This window comes from Bacillus sp. AF23 (genome assembly GCF_020861455.1).
GTDB classification, from domain to species: Bacteria; Bacillota; Bacilli; order Bacillales; family Bacillaceae; genus Bacillus; species Bacillus halotolerans.
In genome coordinates this window covers 31,772-48,185 of the sequence record NZ_JAJHVY010000017.1, presented here as the reverse complement: position 1 = coordinate 48,185, position 16,414 = coordinate 31,772, and the positions used below count along the sequence as shown (strand labels likewise).

Annotated in this window: 19 protein-coding genes and 3 riboswitches; of the genes, 11 read left to right on the top strand and 8 right to left on the bottom strand. The window is 44.2% G+C overall.

All coding sequences use genetic code 11. The annotated features are described in order from the left end of the window. Positions 1-3 precede the first annotated feature (3 nt). Positions 4-474 carry a nucleoside deaminase gene (locus LNN34_RS08950; protein ID WP_216394637.1) on the bottom strand — a complete coding sequence of 157 codons (471 nt, stop codon included), beginning with the start codon at positions 472-474 and terminating at the stop codon, positions 4-6. Between the two features lie 131 nt (positions 475-605). On the opposite strand from LNN34_RS08950, the gene LNN34_RS08945 reads away from it, so the two are divergent. Continuing rightward, entirely contained in the window at positions 606-1,232 is a 627-nt protein-coding gene (locus tag LNN34_RS08945) for a histidine phosphatase family protein (protein ID WP_198097758.1), read from the top strand. Positions 1,233-1,269: 37 nt separating this feature from the next. Here LNN34_RS08945 and metE read toward each other — a convergent pair whose 3' ends face one another. Further along, a complete protein-coding gene (gene metE / locus LNN34_RS08940; protein WP_229043112.1) occupies positions 1,270-3,558 on the bottom strand; it encodes a 5-methyltetrahydropteroyltriglutamate--homocysteine S-methyltransferase in 2,289 nt (762 codons plus the stop codon). A 128-nt stretch (positions 3,559-3,686) separates the two neighbouring features. After that, positions 3,687-3,842, bottom strand: a riboswitch (SAM riboswitch). Between the two features lie 131 nt (positions 3,843-3,973). Beyond that, on the bottom strand, positions 3,974-4,933 hold the full coding sequence (gene isp / locus LNN34_RS08935) for a serine protease Isp (RefSeq protein ID WP_024121126.1): 960 nt from the start codon (positions 4,931-4,933) through the stop codon (positions 3,974-3,976). A 222-nt stretch (positions 4,934-5,155) separates the two neighbouring features. Here isp and rsbRB point away from each other — a divergent pair, with 222 nt between their 5' ends. After that, positions 5,156-5,989 (top strand): RsbT co-antagonist RsbRB, encoded by an 834-nt coding sequence (rsbRB, locus tag LNN34_RS08930; RefSeq protein WP_024121127.1) that lies wholly within the window; start codon positions 5,156-5,158, stop codon positions 5,987-5,989. Between the two features lie 33 nt (positions 5,990-6,022). On the opposite strand, the gene LNN34_RS08925 is transcribed toward rsbRB, so the two are convergent. The 4 genes from LNN34_RS08925 to LNN34_RS08910 are packed head-to-tail and all read right to left on the bottom strand — an operon-like array spanning position 6,023 to position 9,593. Beyond that, the gene (locus LNN34_RS08925; RefSeq protein WP_095713462.1) at positions 6,023-6,787 is read right to left on the bottom strand and encodes a CbiQ family ECF transporter T component; all 765 of its coding nucleotides are present in this window, start codon (positions 6,785-6,787) and stop codon (positions 6,023-6,025) included. After that, on the bottom strand, positions 6,762-8,405 hold the full coding sequence (locus LNN34_RS08920; RefSeq protein ID WP_229043111.1) for an ABC transporter ATP-binding protein: 1,644 nt from the start codon (positions 8,403-8,405) through the stop codon (positions 6,762-6,764). Before LNN34_RS08920 ends, LNN34_RS08925 begins: the two co-directional genes overlap by 26 nt. Next, positions 8,392-8,991, bottom strand: coding sequence for an ECF transporter S component (locus LNN34_RS08915; RefSeq protein WP_101860626.1), 600 nt, complete (start codon positions 8,989-8,991; stop codon positions 8,392-8,394). Before LNN34_RS08915 ends, LNN34_RS08920 begins: the two co-directional genes overlap by 14 nt. Then, positions 8,988-9,593 carry a YkoF family thiamine/hydroxymethylpyrimidine-binding protein gene (locus LNN34_RS08910; RefSeq protein WP_044156171.1) on the bottom strand — a complete coding sequence of 202 codons (606 nt, stop codon included), beginning with the start codon at positions 9,591-9,593 and terminating at the stop codon, positions 8,988-8,990. The genes LNN34_RS08915 and LNN34_RS08910 overlap by 4 nt, the downstream gene beginning before the upstream one ends. 96 nt (positions 9,594-9,689) lie before the next feature. Continuing rightward, a riboswitch (TPP riboswitch) is annotated at positions 9,690-9,801 on the bottom strand. A 101-nt stretch (positions 9,802-9,902) separates the two neighbouring features. Here LNN34_RS08910 and LNN34_RS08905 point away from each other — a divergent pair. The 7 genes from LNN34_RS08905 to mgtE all read left to right on the top strand — a co-directional run bounded on the left by LNN34_RS08905 (position 9,903) and on the right by mgtE (position 15,318). Then, positions 9,903-10,589, top strand: coding sequence for a response regulator transcription factor (locus LNN34_RS08905; RefSeq protein ID WP_198097650.1), 687 nt, complete (start codon positions 9,903-9,905; stop codon positions 10,587-10,589). A gap of 3 nt (positions 10,590-10,592) precedes the next feature. Beyond that, positions 10,593-11,957 carry a sensor histidine kinase gene (locus LNN34_RS08900; RefSeq protein WP_229043454.1) on the top strand — a complete coding sequence of 455 codons (1,365 nt, stop codon included), beginning with the start codon at positions 10,593-10,595 and terminating at the stop codon, positions 11,955-11,957. Then, entirely contained in the window at positions 11,954-12,634 is a 681-nt protein-coding gene (locus tag LNN34_RS08895) for a PepSY domain-containing protein (RefSeq protein WP_103671593.1), read from the top strand. The genes LNN34_RS08900 and LNN34_RS08895 overlap by 4 nt, the downstream gene beginning before the upstream one ends. Positions 12,635-12,726: 92 nt before the next feature. Then, on the top strand, positions 12,727-13,239 hold the full coding sequence (locus LNN34_RS08890; RefSeq protein WP_024121135.1) for a PepSY domain-containing protein: 513 nt from the start codon (positions 12,727-12,729) through the stop codon (positions 13,237-13,239). Between the two features lie 75 nt (positions 13,240-13,314). Next, positions 13,315-13,452 carry a transcriptional regulator SplA domain-containing protein gene (locus tag LNN34_RS08885; protein ID WP_003218541.1) on the top strand — a complete coding sequence of 46 codons (138 nt, stop codon included), beginning with the start codon at positions 13,315-13,317 and terminating at the stop codon, positions 13,450-13,452. Between the two features lie 108 nt (positions 13,453-13,560). Then, a riboswitch (M-box (ykoK) riboswitch) is annotated at positions 13,561-13,727 on the top strand. Between the two features lie 95 nt (positions 13,728-13,822). Continuing rightward, entirely contained in the window at positions 13,823-13,945 is a 123-nt protein-coding gene (locus LNN34_RS21940) for a hypothetical protein (protein ID WP_010330178.1), read from the top strand. Positions 13,946-13,962: 17 nt separating this feature from the next. Beyond that, the gene (gene mgtE, locus LNN34_RS08880; RefSeq protein ID WP_229043110.1) at positions 13,963-15,318 is read left to right on the top strand and encodes a magnesium transporter; all 1,356 of its coding nucleotides are present in this window, start codon (positions 13,963-13,965) and stop codon (positions 15,316-15,318) included. Between the two features lie 43 nt (positions 15,319-15,361). Here the strand turns inward: mgtE and tnrA are convergent, their stop codons facing one another. Then, the gene (tnrA, locus tag LNN34_RS08875; RefSeq protein WP_003239028.1) at positions 15,362-15,694 is read right to left on the bottom strand and encodes a MerR family transcriptional regulator TnrA; all 333 of its coding nucleotides are present in this window, start codon (positions 15,692-15,694) and stop codon (positions 15,362-15,364) included. A 193-nt stretch (positions 15,695-15,887) separates the two neighbouring features. Here tnrA and LNN34_RS08870 point away from each other — a divergent pair, with 193 nt between their 5' ends. Both LNN34_RS08870 and LNN34_RS08865 read left to right on the top strand, forming a co-directional pair. Then, on the top strand, positions 15,888-16,043 hold the full coding sequence (locus LNN34_RS08870; protein ID WP_010333974.1) for a hypothetical protein: 156 nt from the start codon (positions 15,888-15,890) through the stop codon (positions 16,041-16,043). Positions 16,044-16,130: 87 nt separating this feature from the next. Next, a complete protein-coding gene (locus LNN34_RS08865; protein WP_024121137.1) occupies positions 16,131-16,313 on the top strand; it encodes a hypothetical protein in 183 nt (60 codons plus the stop codon). Positions 16,314-16,414: the final 101 nt, after the last annotated feature.

Sequence of the window (16,414 nt, the reverse complement as noted above, 5' to 3'; positions counted from 1 at the left end):
CCTTTAATATTCTTTCTTGTTGGCAAGATCCCGCCATGCTTGAAACGGGGATAAATGCTCCGCGAGAGTCACGTGATAAAAGGGGATCGTTCTTTCTTCAGCAGATTTATCAATTTCTTCATAAATGAATGAATCATCAAAACCGGCTTCAGCAGCATCTGTATGCTCAGCAGCATAGTAAACGGCTTTCGGCCGGGCCCAGTAGATGGCGCCTAAGCACATTGGGCATGGCTCGCAGCTCGTATACAACATGCAGTCATCCAGCTGGTATGTCCCAAGCGCTTTACAGGCGTTTCGAATAGCAGTTACTTCCGCATGGGCAGTCGGATCATTGCTTGTAGTGACGTTGTTCTGTCCTTCGGCTATAATGGCCCCGTCCTTCACGATAACGGCTCCGAAAGGCCCGCCGATTCCAGCGTTCACTCCTTCACGAGCAAGCTCGACAGCCCGCTTTAAAAACGTTTCATGATTCATCCCATACCCTCCCAGTCGATCGAATGATATAAGTATAGCCGAAAAGAAGTACAAAAAACATTCTCAAAAAAATGAAAAATAAACAAAATATTTGGGGGATTTGCTAAGATGAAAAAAGGGAGGGGGAGCATATGCTGCATTTGTATATCGCCAGGCATGGACAGACACATTGGAACGTAGAAAAAAGAATGCAGGGCTGGCTGGATTCTGGTGTAACAGAACTTGGGCTGTACAATGCCCGAGCTCTTGGAGAACGGCTGAAGGATATTAAATTCAATCAGGTTTACATCAGCCCGAGCAAGCGGACAGAAGAGACGGCAAAAGCTATATTGGGACCGCGCCGCCTGCCGCTGGTGAAAGATCGTATATTCAGAGAAATGTCGCTGGGGCCATGGGAAGGGAAAAAACAAGAGGATATTGAAAGAGATGAACCTGATCTTTTTCATGCTTATTTTCATCATCCTGAAGCATATCGCCAGCCGGGATGTGAAACGTTTTTTGACCTCGAAAGCCGGGCAAGGCTGGCTCTCCAATTGATTTTAGACAGCCATTCTTCCGGGAATATTCTTCTGGTTACCCATTCTGTCTTTATATTAATGCTGTTAAATATCATAAAGGGAAGAGGCATTCATGACATATGGAATTCTGCTTACATACATGATACATCATTGAGCCTTGTGGCATTTGATAAAAATGGAACAGCCAAAATACTAAAAGAAGGGGATGGGGAGCATCGAAAACCGATTCCCGTTTTCTAAAAGAAAAAACCATCTGCATTTGCAGATGGTTTTCGTATTATACAAGCTGTGTCTGCTTAGCTCTTGCCTGTTTCGCCGCCTCAACCATATTTTTTAAGGCTGCGACTGTTTCTTCCTGCTGTCTTGTTTTTAAACCGCAGTCAGGATTTACCCAGAAACGGTCAGTCGGACATACGGCAAGCGCATCAACGATAATGTTGTACATTTCTTCAGTTGACGGGACACGTGGACTGTGAATGTCATAAACACCAAGACCGAGCCCTTTCAAATACGGATGCTCTTTTAAGTAATCCAAAAATCCTCCGTGGCTTCTGCTGTGCTCGATCGTAATGACATCAGCGTCAAGATCATTGATCGTATCGACGATGTCTTCGAAGTTGCTGTAGCACATATGTGTATGAATTTGTGTTTCATTTTTCACGGAAGAGGTTGTTAATCTGAATGCTTCGGCAGCCCAAGTCAAATACTCATCCCAATCACGGTTTTTTAACGGAAGGCCTTCACGCAGGGCTGGCTCATCGACTTGAATGATTTGAATGCCCGCGTCTTCAAGCGCTTTTACTTCTTTGCGGAGGGCGAGTCCGATTTGGAACGCGATTTCTTTTCTCGAGATATCGTTCCGAGGGAAAGACCAATTTAAAATGGTAACAGGACCTGTCAGCATTCCTTTTACATGCTTGGATGTTAACGATTGAGCGTATACAGTATCTTTCACTGTCATCGGTTCAATAAACTCTACATCTCCATAAATGACCGGCGGGCGTACACAGCGTGAACCGTATGATTGAACCCAGGCGTACTTCGTAAAGGCGAAGCCGGCCAGCTTTTCACCAAAGTATTCAACCATGTCTGTCCGTTCGAATTCACCGTGAACAAGAACATCAAGATCCAATTCCTCCTGAATATCAATCCATCTTTTCGTCTCCGCGTTGATAAAGTTTTGGTATTGTTCATCAGACCACTCGTTTTTCCGCCATTTTTGGCGTGCGCTGCGTACTTCAGCAGACTGCGGGAAGCTTCCGATTGTTGTTGTCGGCAAAAGCGGGAGTCCGAGAGATTCATTTTGCAGGGTTAAGCGTTCTTCAAACGGAATCGGGCGCTTGAAGTCTTTATCGCTTAATTGTTCCAGCTCTTGCTTTTGTTCAGAATTGGCTCCTGTTGCAAATTGTTTGAGCGCTCTGATGTCCGCTTTCGCTTGCTGAATTCGCTCGCTGATGGCGGCTTTGCCTGATACTAAGCCTTCTTTTAAAGCTGTTAGCTCTGCCAGTTTTTCTTTCGCGTAGGACAATCCGTTCAGCAGATCTTGTTCCAAATGCTCATCTGGGTGTTTCGCTACCGGAACATGAAGCAGGCTGCTGGAAGGCTGAATCCACAATTCATCAACCTGTGCAATGCTGAGGATATGAAGCACGGCATCCAGGCGTTCTTCAAGATCCGCTTTCCAAATGTTGCGTCCGTCTATGACACCGGCTGCCAGCACTTTATCTTTCGGAAAGCCGTGTGTCTTAAGCTGTTCCAGGTTTCTGCCTTTATCATGAATGAAATCAAGCCCAATACCCTGTACAGGATAAGAAATGAGCTCCTCATAAGCATCAACAGAATCGAAATACGTTTGCAAAAGTACATTCAAGGAAGAAAGCTCATTTGTGATGCTCTCGAATAACTCTTTTACGCCGCGTACATCCTCAGCTGAAGCGGTGACAAGCGCAGGTTCATCAATTTGAACCCATTTTACGCCTTCTTCTTCAAGCTCTTTTAAAAGCTGTACATATAACGGCACGAGACGTTTTTGAATTGCTTTAGCTTCAGATGGCTCGTAGCCTTTTGCAAGCGTGACGAACGTATAAGGGCCGACGATAACAGGTTTTGTTTCAACGCCGTACTCCTGTTTGATTCGGCGGTAATCTTCAAGCTGTTTGTTTCTTGTCAGGCGGAACTCTAGGCTCTCGTCATATTCAGGCACGATGTAATGGTAGTTTGTATTAAACCATTTTGTCATTTCACTTGATACGGCGTCTTTTATTCCGCGGGCGATGGCGAAGTATGTATCCGTACTGTCAGTCAGGTGTCTGAAGCGTTGCGGGATCCAGTTGAAACTGACCGCAGTGTCAAGAACATGATCATACTGTGTGAAATCAGAAACAGGCACAACATCAATCTGCTGGTCAATTTGCGTTTTCACTGCGGATAAGAATAATTCATCGATTTGCTTCAAAAACGTATCTTTATCGCTGTTTCCTTTCCAATACGCTTCAAGCGTTTTTTTCCATTCTCTGTTCAGTCCGATTCTAGGAAATCCTAAATTCGATGTTTTGATTGTTGTCATTGTTTCTCCTCCTTTATATGTAAAACACTCTTGTTGACCCGCGGATACAGGCTGTTAAGAGGTTTTCTCACAACTAAAAAGCCTCTTTCCCATGAGAGAAAGAGGCTTTTTTGCAAAACATACAGCCTCTCTCATCTCTCAGAAACAATCTGATGGAATTAGCACCGTGCCTTAAGAGATATAAATCTCGGCGCGAAAATCAGTGCGCCCCATTTCACAATGGAATTACGGTCGGTTGCTGTTGGGGTCAAAAGGCCAATCCCTCGCCCAACTCTCGATAAGAGAAAATGTTATTAATTTTTTGAAAAGTTGAATCATTTGTTGGTAATCTTAACAGCAATTCAAATTCATTGTCAACAAAGATTTTGAAATTTTTTTTACAATTTACGGTATATATTATATGAGAAAAATAATATTATAGGGTCAGTAAATGTGACTGCTCTGCTTTCTCTGACAGCTCATCAGGAGCGGTTAAATACAGGAATCCATTCCCGGCCAATGTTTTTGCGATATCGAGCGGAAGTGTCCTGCGGATCAGCTGCGCATAAAGCTCAGATTCAGAGAGCTCTCTTTGAAAAGATTCTTCTTCAAAGCTTTTAATTAAAGCAAGCGCTCCGCTGACATGAGGGGCAGCCATTGAAGTGCCGGTAAGCTTCCCGTATTTCTTGTTGGGAAGAGTGGATAAAATGTTTTCACCAGGTGCAACAAGATCAATTTCTTTGTTAGCGTTTGAAAATTCTGACGATTCTCGCGCTACTGAAACCGATCCAACCGCAATCACATCATTATACGCAGCAGGATAGGAAAGCTCCTCTGTGCGTTCGTCGCCGTCACCTTCATTTCCCGCGGCACAAACGACTAGCACTCCGTTTTTGACGGCGTTTTTGACCGCTTCCTCCAGTTCAGGCACATCGCTCGGTCCGCCAAGGGACATTGAGATGATATCAGCCTTTTGCTCAACAGCATAGTTAATGCCGTTAATAATCCATTCGTACTTTCCGCTGCCGTTTTCACCGCCCAGCACCTTTACAATTAAAAGGCTTGCCTCAGGCGCGACTCCGGCGATGCCGCCGTTTGAATCGTTAGCCGCAATCGTTCCGGCAACGTGTGTGCCGTGTCCGTTGTAGTCGGAAATGGCATCTTCCTTGCCGCCGTCATCATCTGTGAAATTCTTGCCGCCGATGATTTGGTTTTTCAGATCGGGATGGCTTGTATCGCAGCCGGTGTCCAATACAGCAATTTTTACATCTTTGCCTTTAACCCCTTTTGCCCACACTTCTGGCGCCTTAATCACTTTAATACCCTCAGGAAGCTCGTTCACATCCATGATCTGCTCATTCGTCACATACGGGATCAAGCGGATTTCACCATTCATAAAAAAGCCCTCCTTTTTTATGCTTGCAAGTGGATACAAGGGTGTTATCTCACATTATATGAAAAAAGCAGCCGCTCGGACAGTGTCGTTTGAAGCATTTTGAAAAAATAGGATACAATCCAATGGATTAGTAATTTTCAAAATAATGGATGTCTCTAGCGTGTATGGCTGGGATTCAGCTGTCAGTCAAGTTATAATAGAAGTTGGGAAAGGAGCAGTGTGATGAAACTGAATGAAAAAATATTTGCGTTTTTTTCTGAGCATGTAGAACAAATGGCCGAGGAATGGATTGACACAATGGAGGAAAGCGATCCGAATTCGATTTATGCCTTACATAATGCAACTGTAACCGAGGAGCTGAAAGAGCAGGACAGAGAGTTCTACCGGCATCTGAATTACATGTATGTTTTACCGGAAAAACAATTTCTCGATGAATTTCAACAATGGGTTATTGAGCTGACGAATGATCAAAAACATCTCGATACCCCGGTGCAATACGTCATCCGTGAGTTTATGAGAAACCGAAGATTATATACGAAGTATTTTGAGAAGTTCGCAGAAGAAAACGAGTCGGCATTTGGACCGGGAGAGAAACAAAAATGGGCCGATTTGATTGTGAAAGTTTTTGATTTTACCATTTATACATTCGTCGATCACGCTGAATCGAATGCAAAACAGCAATTAAATGCCCAGAGAGAAATGATACTGGAATTAAGCTCGCCTGTCATTACTCTGAGCAAAACGACAGCTCTGCTGCCGCTTGTCGGTGATATTGATACTGAACGGGCAAAGTTTATTCTTGAGAACACGCTTAATGCATGTGCGAAAAGACGCGTTGAGCATCTGTTGATCGATCTTTCAGGTGTCGTCGTTGTTGATACAATGGTGGCGCACCAAATCTTTAAATTGATTGAGGCGCTTACTTTAATCGGTGTCAGATCCACATTGTCTGGAATCAGACCAGAAATTGCGCAAACCGCTGTACAGCTTGGAATTGATTTTACGAACATTAATATTAAAACCAATCTTGCCCAAGCATTGAACTATCATCAATAATAAAAAAGCCGCTATTCAACATAGCGGCTTTTTCTATGAGGTAAAACATAAAGACACAAGAAAAGATCCTGCGAATAACAAGAGAATGAGGAAAAAGAACAGCCAGTCGCGCGGGCTGACGGTAAGCGACCGGTAATACGTCCGGTTTCGGCTGCCTGTAAATCCTTTTGATTCCATCGCAAGAGCTGTTCGTTCCGCTTTTCTGATCGCGCTTGCTAATAGCGGGATGGTATAGCGCTTTAACGCGCTGATTTTTTCTTTTAATCCATTTTCCGCCGCTCCGCCTCGGATTTTATGTGCCTGCTGGATCAGCTGGACCTCCTCTTTTAACAGAGGGAGAAAACGAAATCCGGCAATGACGCCATATGCAAGCTTCGGGGACAGCTTGCACTGCTGCACAAGACTCAGCATAAATAAAATCGGATCGGTTGTAAAAACAAACATCATTGATAAGGCAGAAAAGCACAAAATCCGAAACCCGAGTGAGATGCCGACAGCCACATTTTCACTGTTGATCGAAAAAGGGCCGGCTTGGAACAGAAAATTATCTGCGGTCGTCGGAATCTTGCCGAAAACAGCGGCTGTCCATACGCAGCCGAATGCTAAAATCAAAAACGGAATCGTGAACAAAAGCCATTTTTTCAGCGGTATTCTGGCCGCAAACAGGACACCCGCAACAATCATGATATAAAAGCACGCCGGTGTGTAAGGATTGTAAATAAACGACAGCATGACGACACAGCAAAAAACCGCCGCTGCTTTTACTGCCGGGTTAATGAGATGTAACGGCTGCTTCATCACGCACCTCCTGCTGGTATGTCATCCATTCATATCGAAGGGGGAGGGTGAGCTTTGCTTTTTGGACGAGCTCGGCTTCCCTGGAAAATAATTGTTCCGGTGTTCCGTCAAAGGCCAAATGTGTGCCGTGAAGCACAAGCACGCTGTCAGCATATGAAGATACAAGCTCCATATCGTGTGTGATCATGAGGACAGCGGTGCCTTCTGTCTGGATATGCTGAATCATTTCCATGCATTCAGCGGCTGTTTTGGCATCTTGGCCAAAGGTCGGTTCGTCTAAAAGCAAAACCGTTACATCGTGCATCAGCATTGTGGCGACACTCAGCCGCCGTTTTTGCCCTTGGCTGATCGCAAACGGATGGTGGTCCGCCAAATGTGCAAGGCCGAAACGCTGCAGCAGGTTCTGCGCTTTTTTCTCGGTTTCGGCATTTGCCGCATGGCCGAACAGCAGCTCATCATATACTGTGTCAGTCACAAACTGGTGCTCTGGATTTTGGAAAACCAATCCCATTTGTTTGCGAAGCTCTTTTTCTTTGTAAGACTCCAGCGGCTTATCATGCAGAAGAATCTTGCCGCTTTTCGGTTTGAGCAAACGGGCGAGAACAGACAACAGCGTAGATTTTCCTGTGCCGTTTGGCCCGACAAGTGCCGTCAAAGAGCCTGCACGCAATGAAAAACTGATGTCTTTGAAAATGGTCTGCTGTCCTCTTGAAAACGATAAGCTCTGGACCTGCACTGCGTGTTCAGCAGAAAGAACCGCCGCTTCTTCAGCAGGCCCAGCAGGGAAGGGTTCCTTGAACAGCGTTTCTTTTGACAATGTAAACGGTATGCTCACATTTTCTTGTAAGCCACAAATTTTTGGCACAGCGATTCCCATTGTTCTTAACATGTTTGAGTGATGCTGAAACATATCCTTAGTCGGCCCGTCTAAGGCTTTCTTGCCTGCTCCATCCAGTACGATTGTTCTTTCAACCCAAGGCGCCCACTCATCAAGCTGATGTTCGATCACGAGAAGGCCGAAGCCTTTTTCCTGCTGAAGCTCTTTGATCATTTGAACGAATTCCCGTGCTGAATAAGGGTCTAAAAGGGAAGTCGGTTCATCCAGAATAATAAGCTCAGGCTCCATCGCCAAAATACAGGCGAGCGCGACTTTTTGCTTCAGTCCCCCTGACAGAGTGGAAATCGTTTTTTCCTTTACATGAGTGATGTGTAATTTTTCCAGAACGTCATCAATTTTCTTCACCATTTCTTCTTGGGGGATTTGCAGATTTTCCAATCCAAAGGCGATTTCATCCTCTACTGTCAGCATACAAAACTGCTGCTCAGGGTCCTGAAAGACGACTCCGACATGCTGAGCGATTGTTTCAGAGGTTTCAGCGTCAGTGATCGTTTTTTGAAATAAGAATACATGCCCAGACAGCATCCCGTCGCAAGCTTCAGGGTAAAGCCCGTTTAAACAGAGGGCAAGCGAGCTTTTTCCGCACCCGCTCGGCCCTAACAATAAAGCGCATTCTCCTTTTTGGAGCTCAAACGTTATATCCTGAAAAATCGGTTTCTCGTTTTCTTCATATGAAAAGCTAAGCCGGTCAACCGAAAGCAACTTGTTATAGGCTTGCATGATTTGATACCCGTTTCCGTTTCTTTTTCAGTTCCTTTCCGAGTGCCATTCCGTTTAAGACACCCGTATATGCGAGAGAATCGCTGACAGCTTTTCCGAGAAGGCCGGCCAGGACCGCACCTGAAACCAGACGGATCACAAGCATAATGAGCAGATAGCCCGGTGAGTACGCCGCATAACCGGAAACAAAGAAATCATAAATAAAGCTGGACACCGAAGACCCCATACCCGCCAGAAGCAGCACAGGAAGGGAATAAGCTTTCCAGCGTGTCGCAAGAAATACAGCTTCTGCTCCGAGACCTTGAACAATGCCGATAACGATAACCATCGGGCCTGAAGGATTTCCCAGCAAACATTCAACGAGAGCTGCGATGATTTCTGAAACAAGGGCCGCGCCCGGTTTACGAATGATGTACGCGGCAATCACCGACACGATAAACCAAATGCCGTAAATCGGTTCATAAGCGATGGGCCCGAACATCCCTGCAAGTACGTTTCCGAAATGGGTGAATACTAAATACACAATGCCAAAAACAATACTGATAACAGACATGATGACAATTTCTTTTACTTTCCAGCTTTTCATTTTATCCCTGCTTTCTGTTTTCTTGATGGACTGTTTGCCGAGAAGTTCACGGTCATGGTGACATGGGCTGTTTGCTGATTTGCCATGCGGAAAGCGGCTTCCAGTGTCCGGAACACGTCGTGTGCATCTCCGTCTACCTCACTTGCGTAATGAACACCCTGTACAAAGGTGCCGTCAGCCTTAGCGATTTCAACAGCTTTCATGATGATGTCCATATAATTCGGCTCATTCATCGGATAAAGCGCAAATTGGCAAGGAGCCTCTGCTTTCAGGTCGTGAACAGATTCTTCGTTGACACGCTTTTCATCTGCTGTCAGATATGTATCTCCTTGTGTATCGCCCGGGCAGCCGATGGAAAACGTCCCGTTCATGACAATGTGCTTTTCGCTATTTGCTGCATACAGGTAGATGGCTTTAGCGGCGTCGAATACATGAGCGATCGATCCGCGCAAAACTGTACTGATATGATCGGTCTTTGTCCAAACCTTTGACGTATCCGTTTTTTTCAGCGCAGACTTGATCACACTGATAAAATCATCTGTCATCGGGTATAAAGAGAACCGAAATCCGGCGATTCTGCTTGTACCGCATAAGTTGTCCATTTCTCTGACCTCCTGTTTTTTTGGTAAAATAAAAAACTGCATATCCTTAGGGAATATGCAGTCATAGATCGAGTAAGCGCACGAAAAAATACACCTTTCGGTCAACCTGCACTTCCCCACGCTGGTATTATCCAGATCGGGTCATAAGGGATCAAAGCGCGTTTTTGCGCGCTTTATCTCAGCCATAACAGCACCCCTAGTGCTTTCCGTATACAATTTTTTATTTTGACATCATAATAGATGATAAGAATCATTTTGTAAACAATGAAATCATTTTTTTCATATAGGAACATGAGAGGATGATCGGAATTGGAAAAAGGGCACATATTAATTGTGGAAGATGAAGAAAAAATCGCCAGGGTCCTTCAGCTTGAATTGGAATATGAAGGATACAGCGTCACCATCAAACATAATGGCTCTGAAGGACTTAACGCGGTCACGGAAGGTTCGTATTCCCTATTGCTGCTCGATGTCATGCTGCCAGGGTTGAGCGGGCTTGAAGTGCTGCGCCGGCTGAGGAAAACGGATCAAGAGACACCGGTTATTTTATTAACAGCCCGCGACAGCGTTCCAGATAAGGTAACGGGGCTTGACATCGGTGCGAATGACTATGTCACCAAGCCGTTTGAAATTGAAGAATTGCTTGCCAGAATCAGAGCGGCACTCCGCCAAACCGGAAGCAAAACAGAGGATATCGGCACATTTTTGACATATGACGATTTGCAGGTGAACGAGAAAACACGTGAAGTCAGACGGGGAGACAAAGAAGTTGAATTAACGCCCCGGGAATTTGATTTGCTCGTCTATATGCTGAAGCATCCGCAGCAAGTGCTGACGAGAGAGCAAATTCTCAGCTCTGTATGGGGGTTTGATTACATCGGTGATACAAATGTCGTCGACGTGTACATAAGATATATCAGAAAAAAATTGGACTATCCTTACGAAAAACAGCTGATTCATACCGTACGCGGGGTCGGCTATACCATTAAGGGGTAAATGATGAAGCTGAAGACAAAGATTCATCTTTATACATCCATTTGGCTGTTGATTTTATTAGTATTGGTTCATACTGCGGTCTATCTTATTTTTTCATCGGCACTCACCTCAAAGGATGCGGCCCGTCTTGCCGATGAAACGGACAATATCGCCGAAGCTCTTCATACCGCCGAAACACAAGGAGTGGCTTTGCAGGATATGCTGCAGGCCTATCTTCCGGCAAATGGAATGGTGCGGGTAGTGAGTGCGGATCGGAAAGCCGTGATGACCATCACAAAGGAAAAAGCATATAAAGACTTCCCTCTTTCTTTTCACAGCGGGGAAACGACAGACGTGACAAAGCATGAAGGCAAACTGTTTGCAGCAGCAGCTGTCCCGGTCATTTGGACAGACGGACAAGTCGTATCGCTTCAGCTCGTGGAAAGGCTGGAGCATACAGAAGAGAGTCTTCTTCTGCTAAGAATCATCTTAATTGCGGCCAGCGCGGCTGTCTGTATCGCTTCCTTCTTTGCCGGCAGCTTACTCGCCCGCCATATCACCAATCCAATCAGACAATTGGTGACAACGATGAAAGACATACAGAGAGAAAAAGCATTCAAAACAATTTCTCTGGAAGGACAGTCGCATGACGAACTGTATCAAATGGGGCTGACCTTTAATGAGATGGCGAGCATGCTGAAAGAGCACTACGATAAACAGCAGCAATTCGTCCAAGACGCTTCACACGAGCTGAAAACCCCGCTCACCATTATTGAAAGCTACAGCAATCTGATGAAACGCTGGGGGGCAAAAAAGTCTGAAGTGCTTGAGGAATCCATTGAAGCTATTCATTCAGAAGCGGTCCATATGAAAAAACTGACCAATCAGCTGCTTACGCTGGCCAAGACCCATAAAGAACTGGAGCTTGATCTGAAAACGGTTGACCTGATCGAAGTGTCGCGCGCCGTCATACAAACACTCCAGCCGGTTTATAAACGCGATATCCTTCTCGAGACGGACAAGGAGAATTTGCTTGTAACGGCAGATGAAGAACGCATAAAGCAGCTGCTGACGATTTTGCTTGATAATGCCATAAAGTATAGTAACAAGGCCATTGTGATTTCCGCAGGAACCAATAACAGACGTCCGTTTTTGTCCGTAAGGGATGAAGGAATCGGCATACCTGAAGAGCATATCCCGCGTCTGTTTGAACGTTTTTACCGGGCGGATGAGGCGCGTAACCGCAAAACAGGCGGAACGGGTTTAGGTCTATCCATTGCCAAACATATTGCCGATGAGCATGGTATTGACCTGTCTGTAAAAAGCAAACCGGGACAGGGAACAAATGTCACGATGCAATTTAAAGAACAGAATGGGGGAGCGCTATGACAAAACGAATGAAAACAGGAGCTGCTGCTGCGGCAGCCGTTTTAGCCATTGTCATCTGCGCGGTTCTTATCATTCAGCAAACCCATGAGGACGTGCTGTCAAAGGAGGCAGTCATAAAAAAAGTAGAAACCTCCTATGAAGGCGACATCACAAAAGTGACGCAATCCAATGATAAAAAAACGTATGATATGACTCTGGAAAATCCAAAAGGAATTTATTTTCTAAAAGCTGATGCTAAATCGGGCGACATATTGTCAATGAACAGAGTGAAAAAGGCGAACACATCTGAGATGACAGAAAAAGAAGCTGAGCACCTCGCTCTGGTGCGGGTGCCGGGCACCGTCAAAAAACACACGCGAAAACACGGAGTTGCGTCGTATACCATTCAAAAAAATAATGGGGAAACATACGAAGTGAAGGTAGATATGAAGACAAAAGCGGTGGTGTCCGCTGATAAAATCAGCAGCAAAGACAAACAAAAGACAACAATTTCGGAAAAAGAGGCAAAAGCCATTGCAGAGCGTGAGGCTGGAGGAAAAGCGGATGACGCCGATTTGGAAGAAAGCGAAGGCACTCTCCTGTTTGAAGTAGATGTTGATCTCCCGAATGACAAGGAAGCTACGGTGAAAATAAACGCCTATACCGGCAAAGTTTCTAATATTATCTATGAAGACTAATGGTTTTCTCATCAAATTCTCATCTTTCTCTCGTTTTCCTTTCATGTTGAGTGTGTAAACTGAACTCATAACGAACAAGGGAGGAATCACATATGCTGAAGAAAAGATGGATGATTGGCTTATTAGCAGGGTGTTTAGCGGCCGGAGGGTTCAGCTACAACGCGTTTGCGAAAGAAAATAATGAACAAACACAGTCTGTTTCTGAAACTGGCGGACTTACTGAACAAGAAGCGGAGTCCATTGCCAAAACAGTTGTTGACGGAACAGTGGATGACATCGACAGAGACATCTATAATGGCAAAGAAGCTTATGAAGTTGAAATCGAAAAAGACGGTGAAGATTATGATGTTTATGTGGATATCAAGACCAAACAAGCGCTCAATGACCCGTTAAAAGAGAAAAAAGAGCAAGTTGTTTTGACAAAAGAAGAAGCAGAACAGATTGCTCTAAAGAAAACAGCTGGAACCGTCACAGAAAGCAAGCTGGATGAAGACGACGGTGCTTATATCTACGAAATTGAGGTTCAAACGAAACAAGGGACTGAAGCAGAATTTGACATCTCTGCAAAGGACGGACGTATTATGAAACAGGAATTAGACGACTAACCCCGCACCCGCGGGGTTTTTTCATGATAACGAGCCGCTTTTTGGACAATCTAATAAGAAAAGGAGGCGAAGCGCTTGGAAAAGAAAGAAGAACAATACATCAATCAGGCTGAGTATGTTCCACACCCGACGAAAGAAGGGGAATACGCCTTATTTCTTCATGAAACCTATCATTTGCTTTCTGAAGATGATGAGACGCAAACAACAGAATAAGGGCTAAGGCCCTTATTTTATTTCATTTGATGAGATGTAAACGCATAAATAACTTTTTTAAGTTGACATAGCTTGTTTTTTTCTGTAATCTCAGTGTGTCAATTCAATTACGAACTTCGTTAGGTGAGGCTCCTGTATGGAGATACGCTGCTGCCCAAAAATGTCCAAAGACGCCAATGGGTCAACAGAAATCATCGACATAAGGTGATTTTTAATGCAGCTGGATGATTGCTCCTATGCCATACAGTGCTAAAGCTCTACGATTGAAGGCGCCCGCACGCTTTTTTTGCCGTGCTTCTTTCACCTTCAATCCAGAAGGCTTTTTTTATGCCTTGAAAACGAAATGTTGAACAAAAAGGAGGTGCGGAGTATGGATTCTCCCCATTCGAGTCAATCTGAAGAAGTACCCATATACTATGACAGCAAGACAATTGATTACACGATGAGGAGACGATCTGCCGCACCTTCTGGCGAGGCCGGCACGTCTCCGTAGAGGAGGTACGAGTCCTGATGGTTCAAAACATGGCCTATGACGAACTCATTTTACGCATCATTATATTATTGCGAGACGGAAAAATCAGGGATTTCAGAAGTGTTATTGATGAGCTTCAGCCCTATGATATGGCGTTTATTTTTAAAGAAATGCCGGAAAAACACCGCGCCCGCTATTTATCTTATTTAACTGTTGATGATATTACTGATATGATCGGCGAACTGGAACGGGAATTTCAGCTAGCCGTCTTAAATAAAGTCGGAAAAACAAAAGCAACACTCGCCATGAACAAAATGGACAACGATGACCTCGCTCAATTGCTTGAAGAAATGGATGAAGAACTGAAGGAACAGCTTTTATCCAGCATGGAAGCATCAGAGTCAAAAGCTGTTCAGCTCCTTATGAATTACCCGGCTGATTCAGCGGGGCGCATGATGACCAACCGTTATGTGTGGATTCCTCAGCATTACACGGTAAAAGACGCGGTCGTCAAACTAAAAAGTTTCGCGGAAATCGCAGAGTCTATCAACTACTTATATGTTATAAATGACAGTAAGCAGCTTGTCGGCGTTCTGTCATATCGCGATTTGATTCTCGGGGAACCGGAAGAAAAGGTACAAGACTTGATGTTTACCCGTGTCATTGCAGCAGACGCGCTTCAAGATCAGGAAGAAGTGGCGCGGCTGATTGAACGTTACGATTTCTTAGCGATTCCGATTGTGGAAGAAAACAATGTGCTTGTCGGGATCGTGACGGTCGATGATATCATCGACGTCGTTATTCGGGAAGCCGATGAGGACTACGAAAAATTCGCCGCATCAGGTAAAGCCATTACCTTCGATACAAAAGCATATGTTGCAGCATACCGCCGCCTTCCATGGCTGATCCTGCTTTTGTTCATCGGGCTGATTTCAGGCAGCATCATGAGCTATTTTGAAGATACGCTGAAGCAGGTCGTGGCGCTGGCATTCTTTATGCCGATGGTGTCAGGGATGACAGGGAATACAGGAACACAGTCTCTCGCGGTTGTCATCAGAGGTTTATCTAAAGAAGAAATGAATAAAACAACGATTGTGAAACTGATTTTTCGGGAGCTCAGAACGAGTATTTATATCGGTGCCGTCTGTTCTGTCTTAATTACGGTGATCGCCATTATATGGCAGGGGAATGTGCTTTTAGGATTTGTTGTCGGCTCTTCACTGCTGCTGACCTTAATTATCGGCACGATGTCCGGAACAATCATCCCCATTATTCTGCATAGACTGAATGTAGACCCGGCCATTGCGTCAGGTCCGCTCATTACGACGTTAAATGATATTTTGTCATTATTAATTTACTTTGGTATTGCGACTGCATTCATTCACTCATTATAAACGATAAAAGTCCGTCTCAGATTGCGAGGCGGACTTTTATCGTTTAACGGTTTTTGTACCTAAAGTGAGCATTAAGCTGCCCCTCCAGCATTTTTTTTCGGACTTGCGGATCGTTTTTTACCATTTGTTCTTTTTTGCGCATATCTTTTAAAATTTCAGCTGTCTGCACGCCGTCTTCGCGTTTATTCGCGATATCCATCAGCCGCTCGACGTCGGCAAAAGAATATTTTCTCGTTCCCCTTGAAGAACGCTGCGGATAAATCAGCTTACGCTCCTCATAATACCTGATCTGTCTTACGGACAACCCTGTCAATTCACTGACAATCCCGATTGAAATCACTTTTTTGTCTTTATAAGAATGATCTTCTGTGGTCATTTTTCCACCCCTGGATGTCTTTTGATAATAGTATATAAAAAACATAGAGAAAAAACCTGACGCTTGTTATATTTTCTAACATGAAATAGCAGATTTTTGAAAAAATACGGCAGAAAAATTAACAAGAATGATGCGTAACCTATAAGCGCGTTTTATCCTTTATGTAACGATTAAATGAGGAGGAAGGATAATCATGGAGGAAGAAAAAGCGGTCTCACTGGCAAAGGAAATAATCGAGTTGGATATGAAACGGGATGAAATGCTTGAAACGTTTATGCAGCTTGCCGGAGAACATGCTTTTCAGCTTTTAAGATCAGTTCAAAACGGACTTTACCGAAAATCTTCGTAAACATAAATTCTTTACATTAGATTCACACCACATTCATTTAAAAAGAGTATCTTATTTAGAGGATACCTTAAAATGAAGGAGGACGCTATGAGTAATTTATTGAAAACTGCATTAGAAAAAGAACGAAGCCATTATTCAGAAAAACTCTTTCAAATCGGAGTTTATAATAAAGAAGTAATGAACAAAATGACACTTTCTGAACTGCGGAAGGAATACGCATATTTCTTTCGCAGCATCCCATATCACCAAAAAAATCCTTATACAAAATAACGAGTATAAGGATTTTTTTGTTTCCTGAAAAGGAATTTCTCGAATTATAGCGAATAAAAATAATAAGGGCATTAAACTCTTATTATATGTAAGGGTTTTCA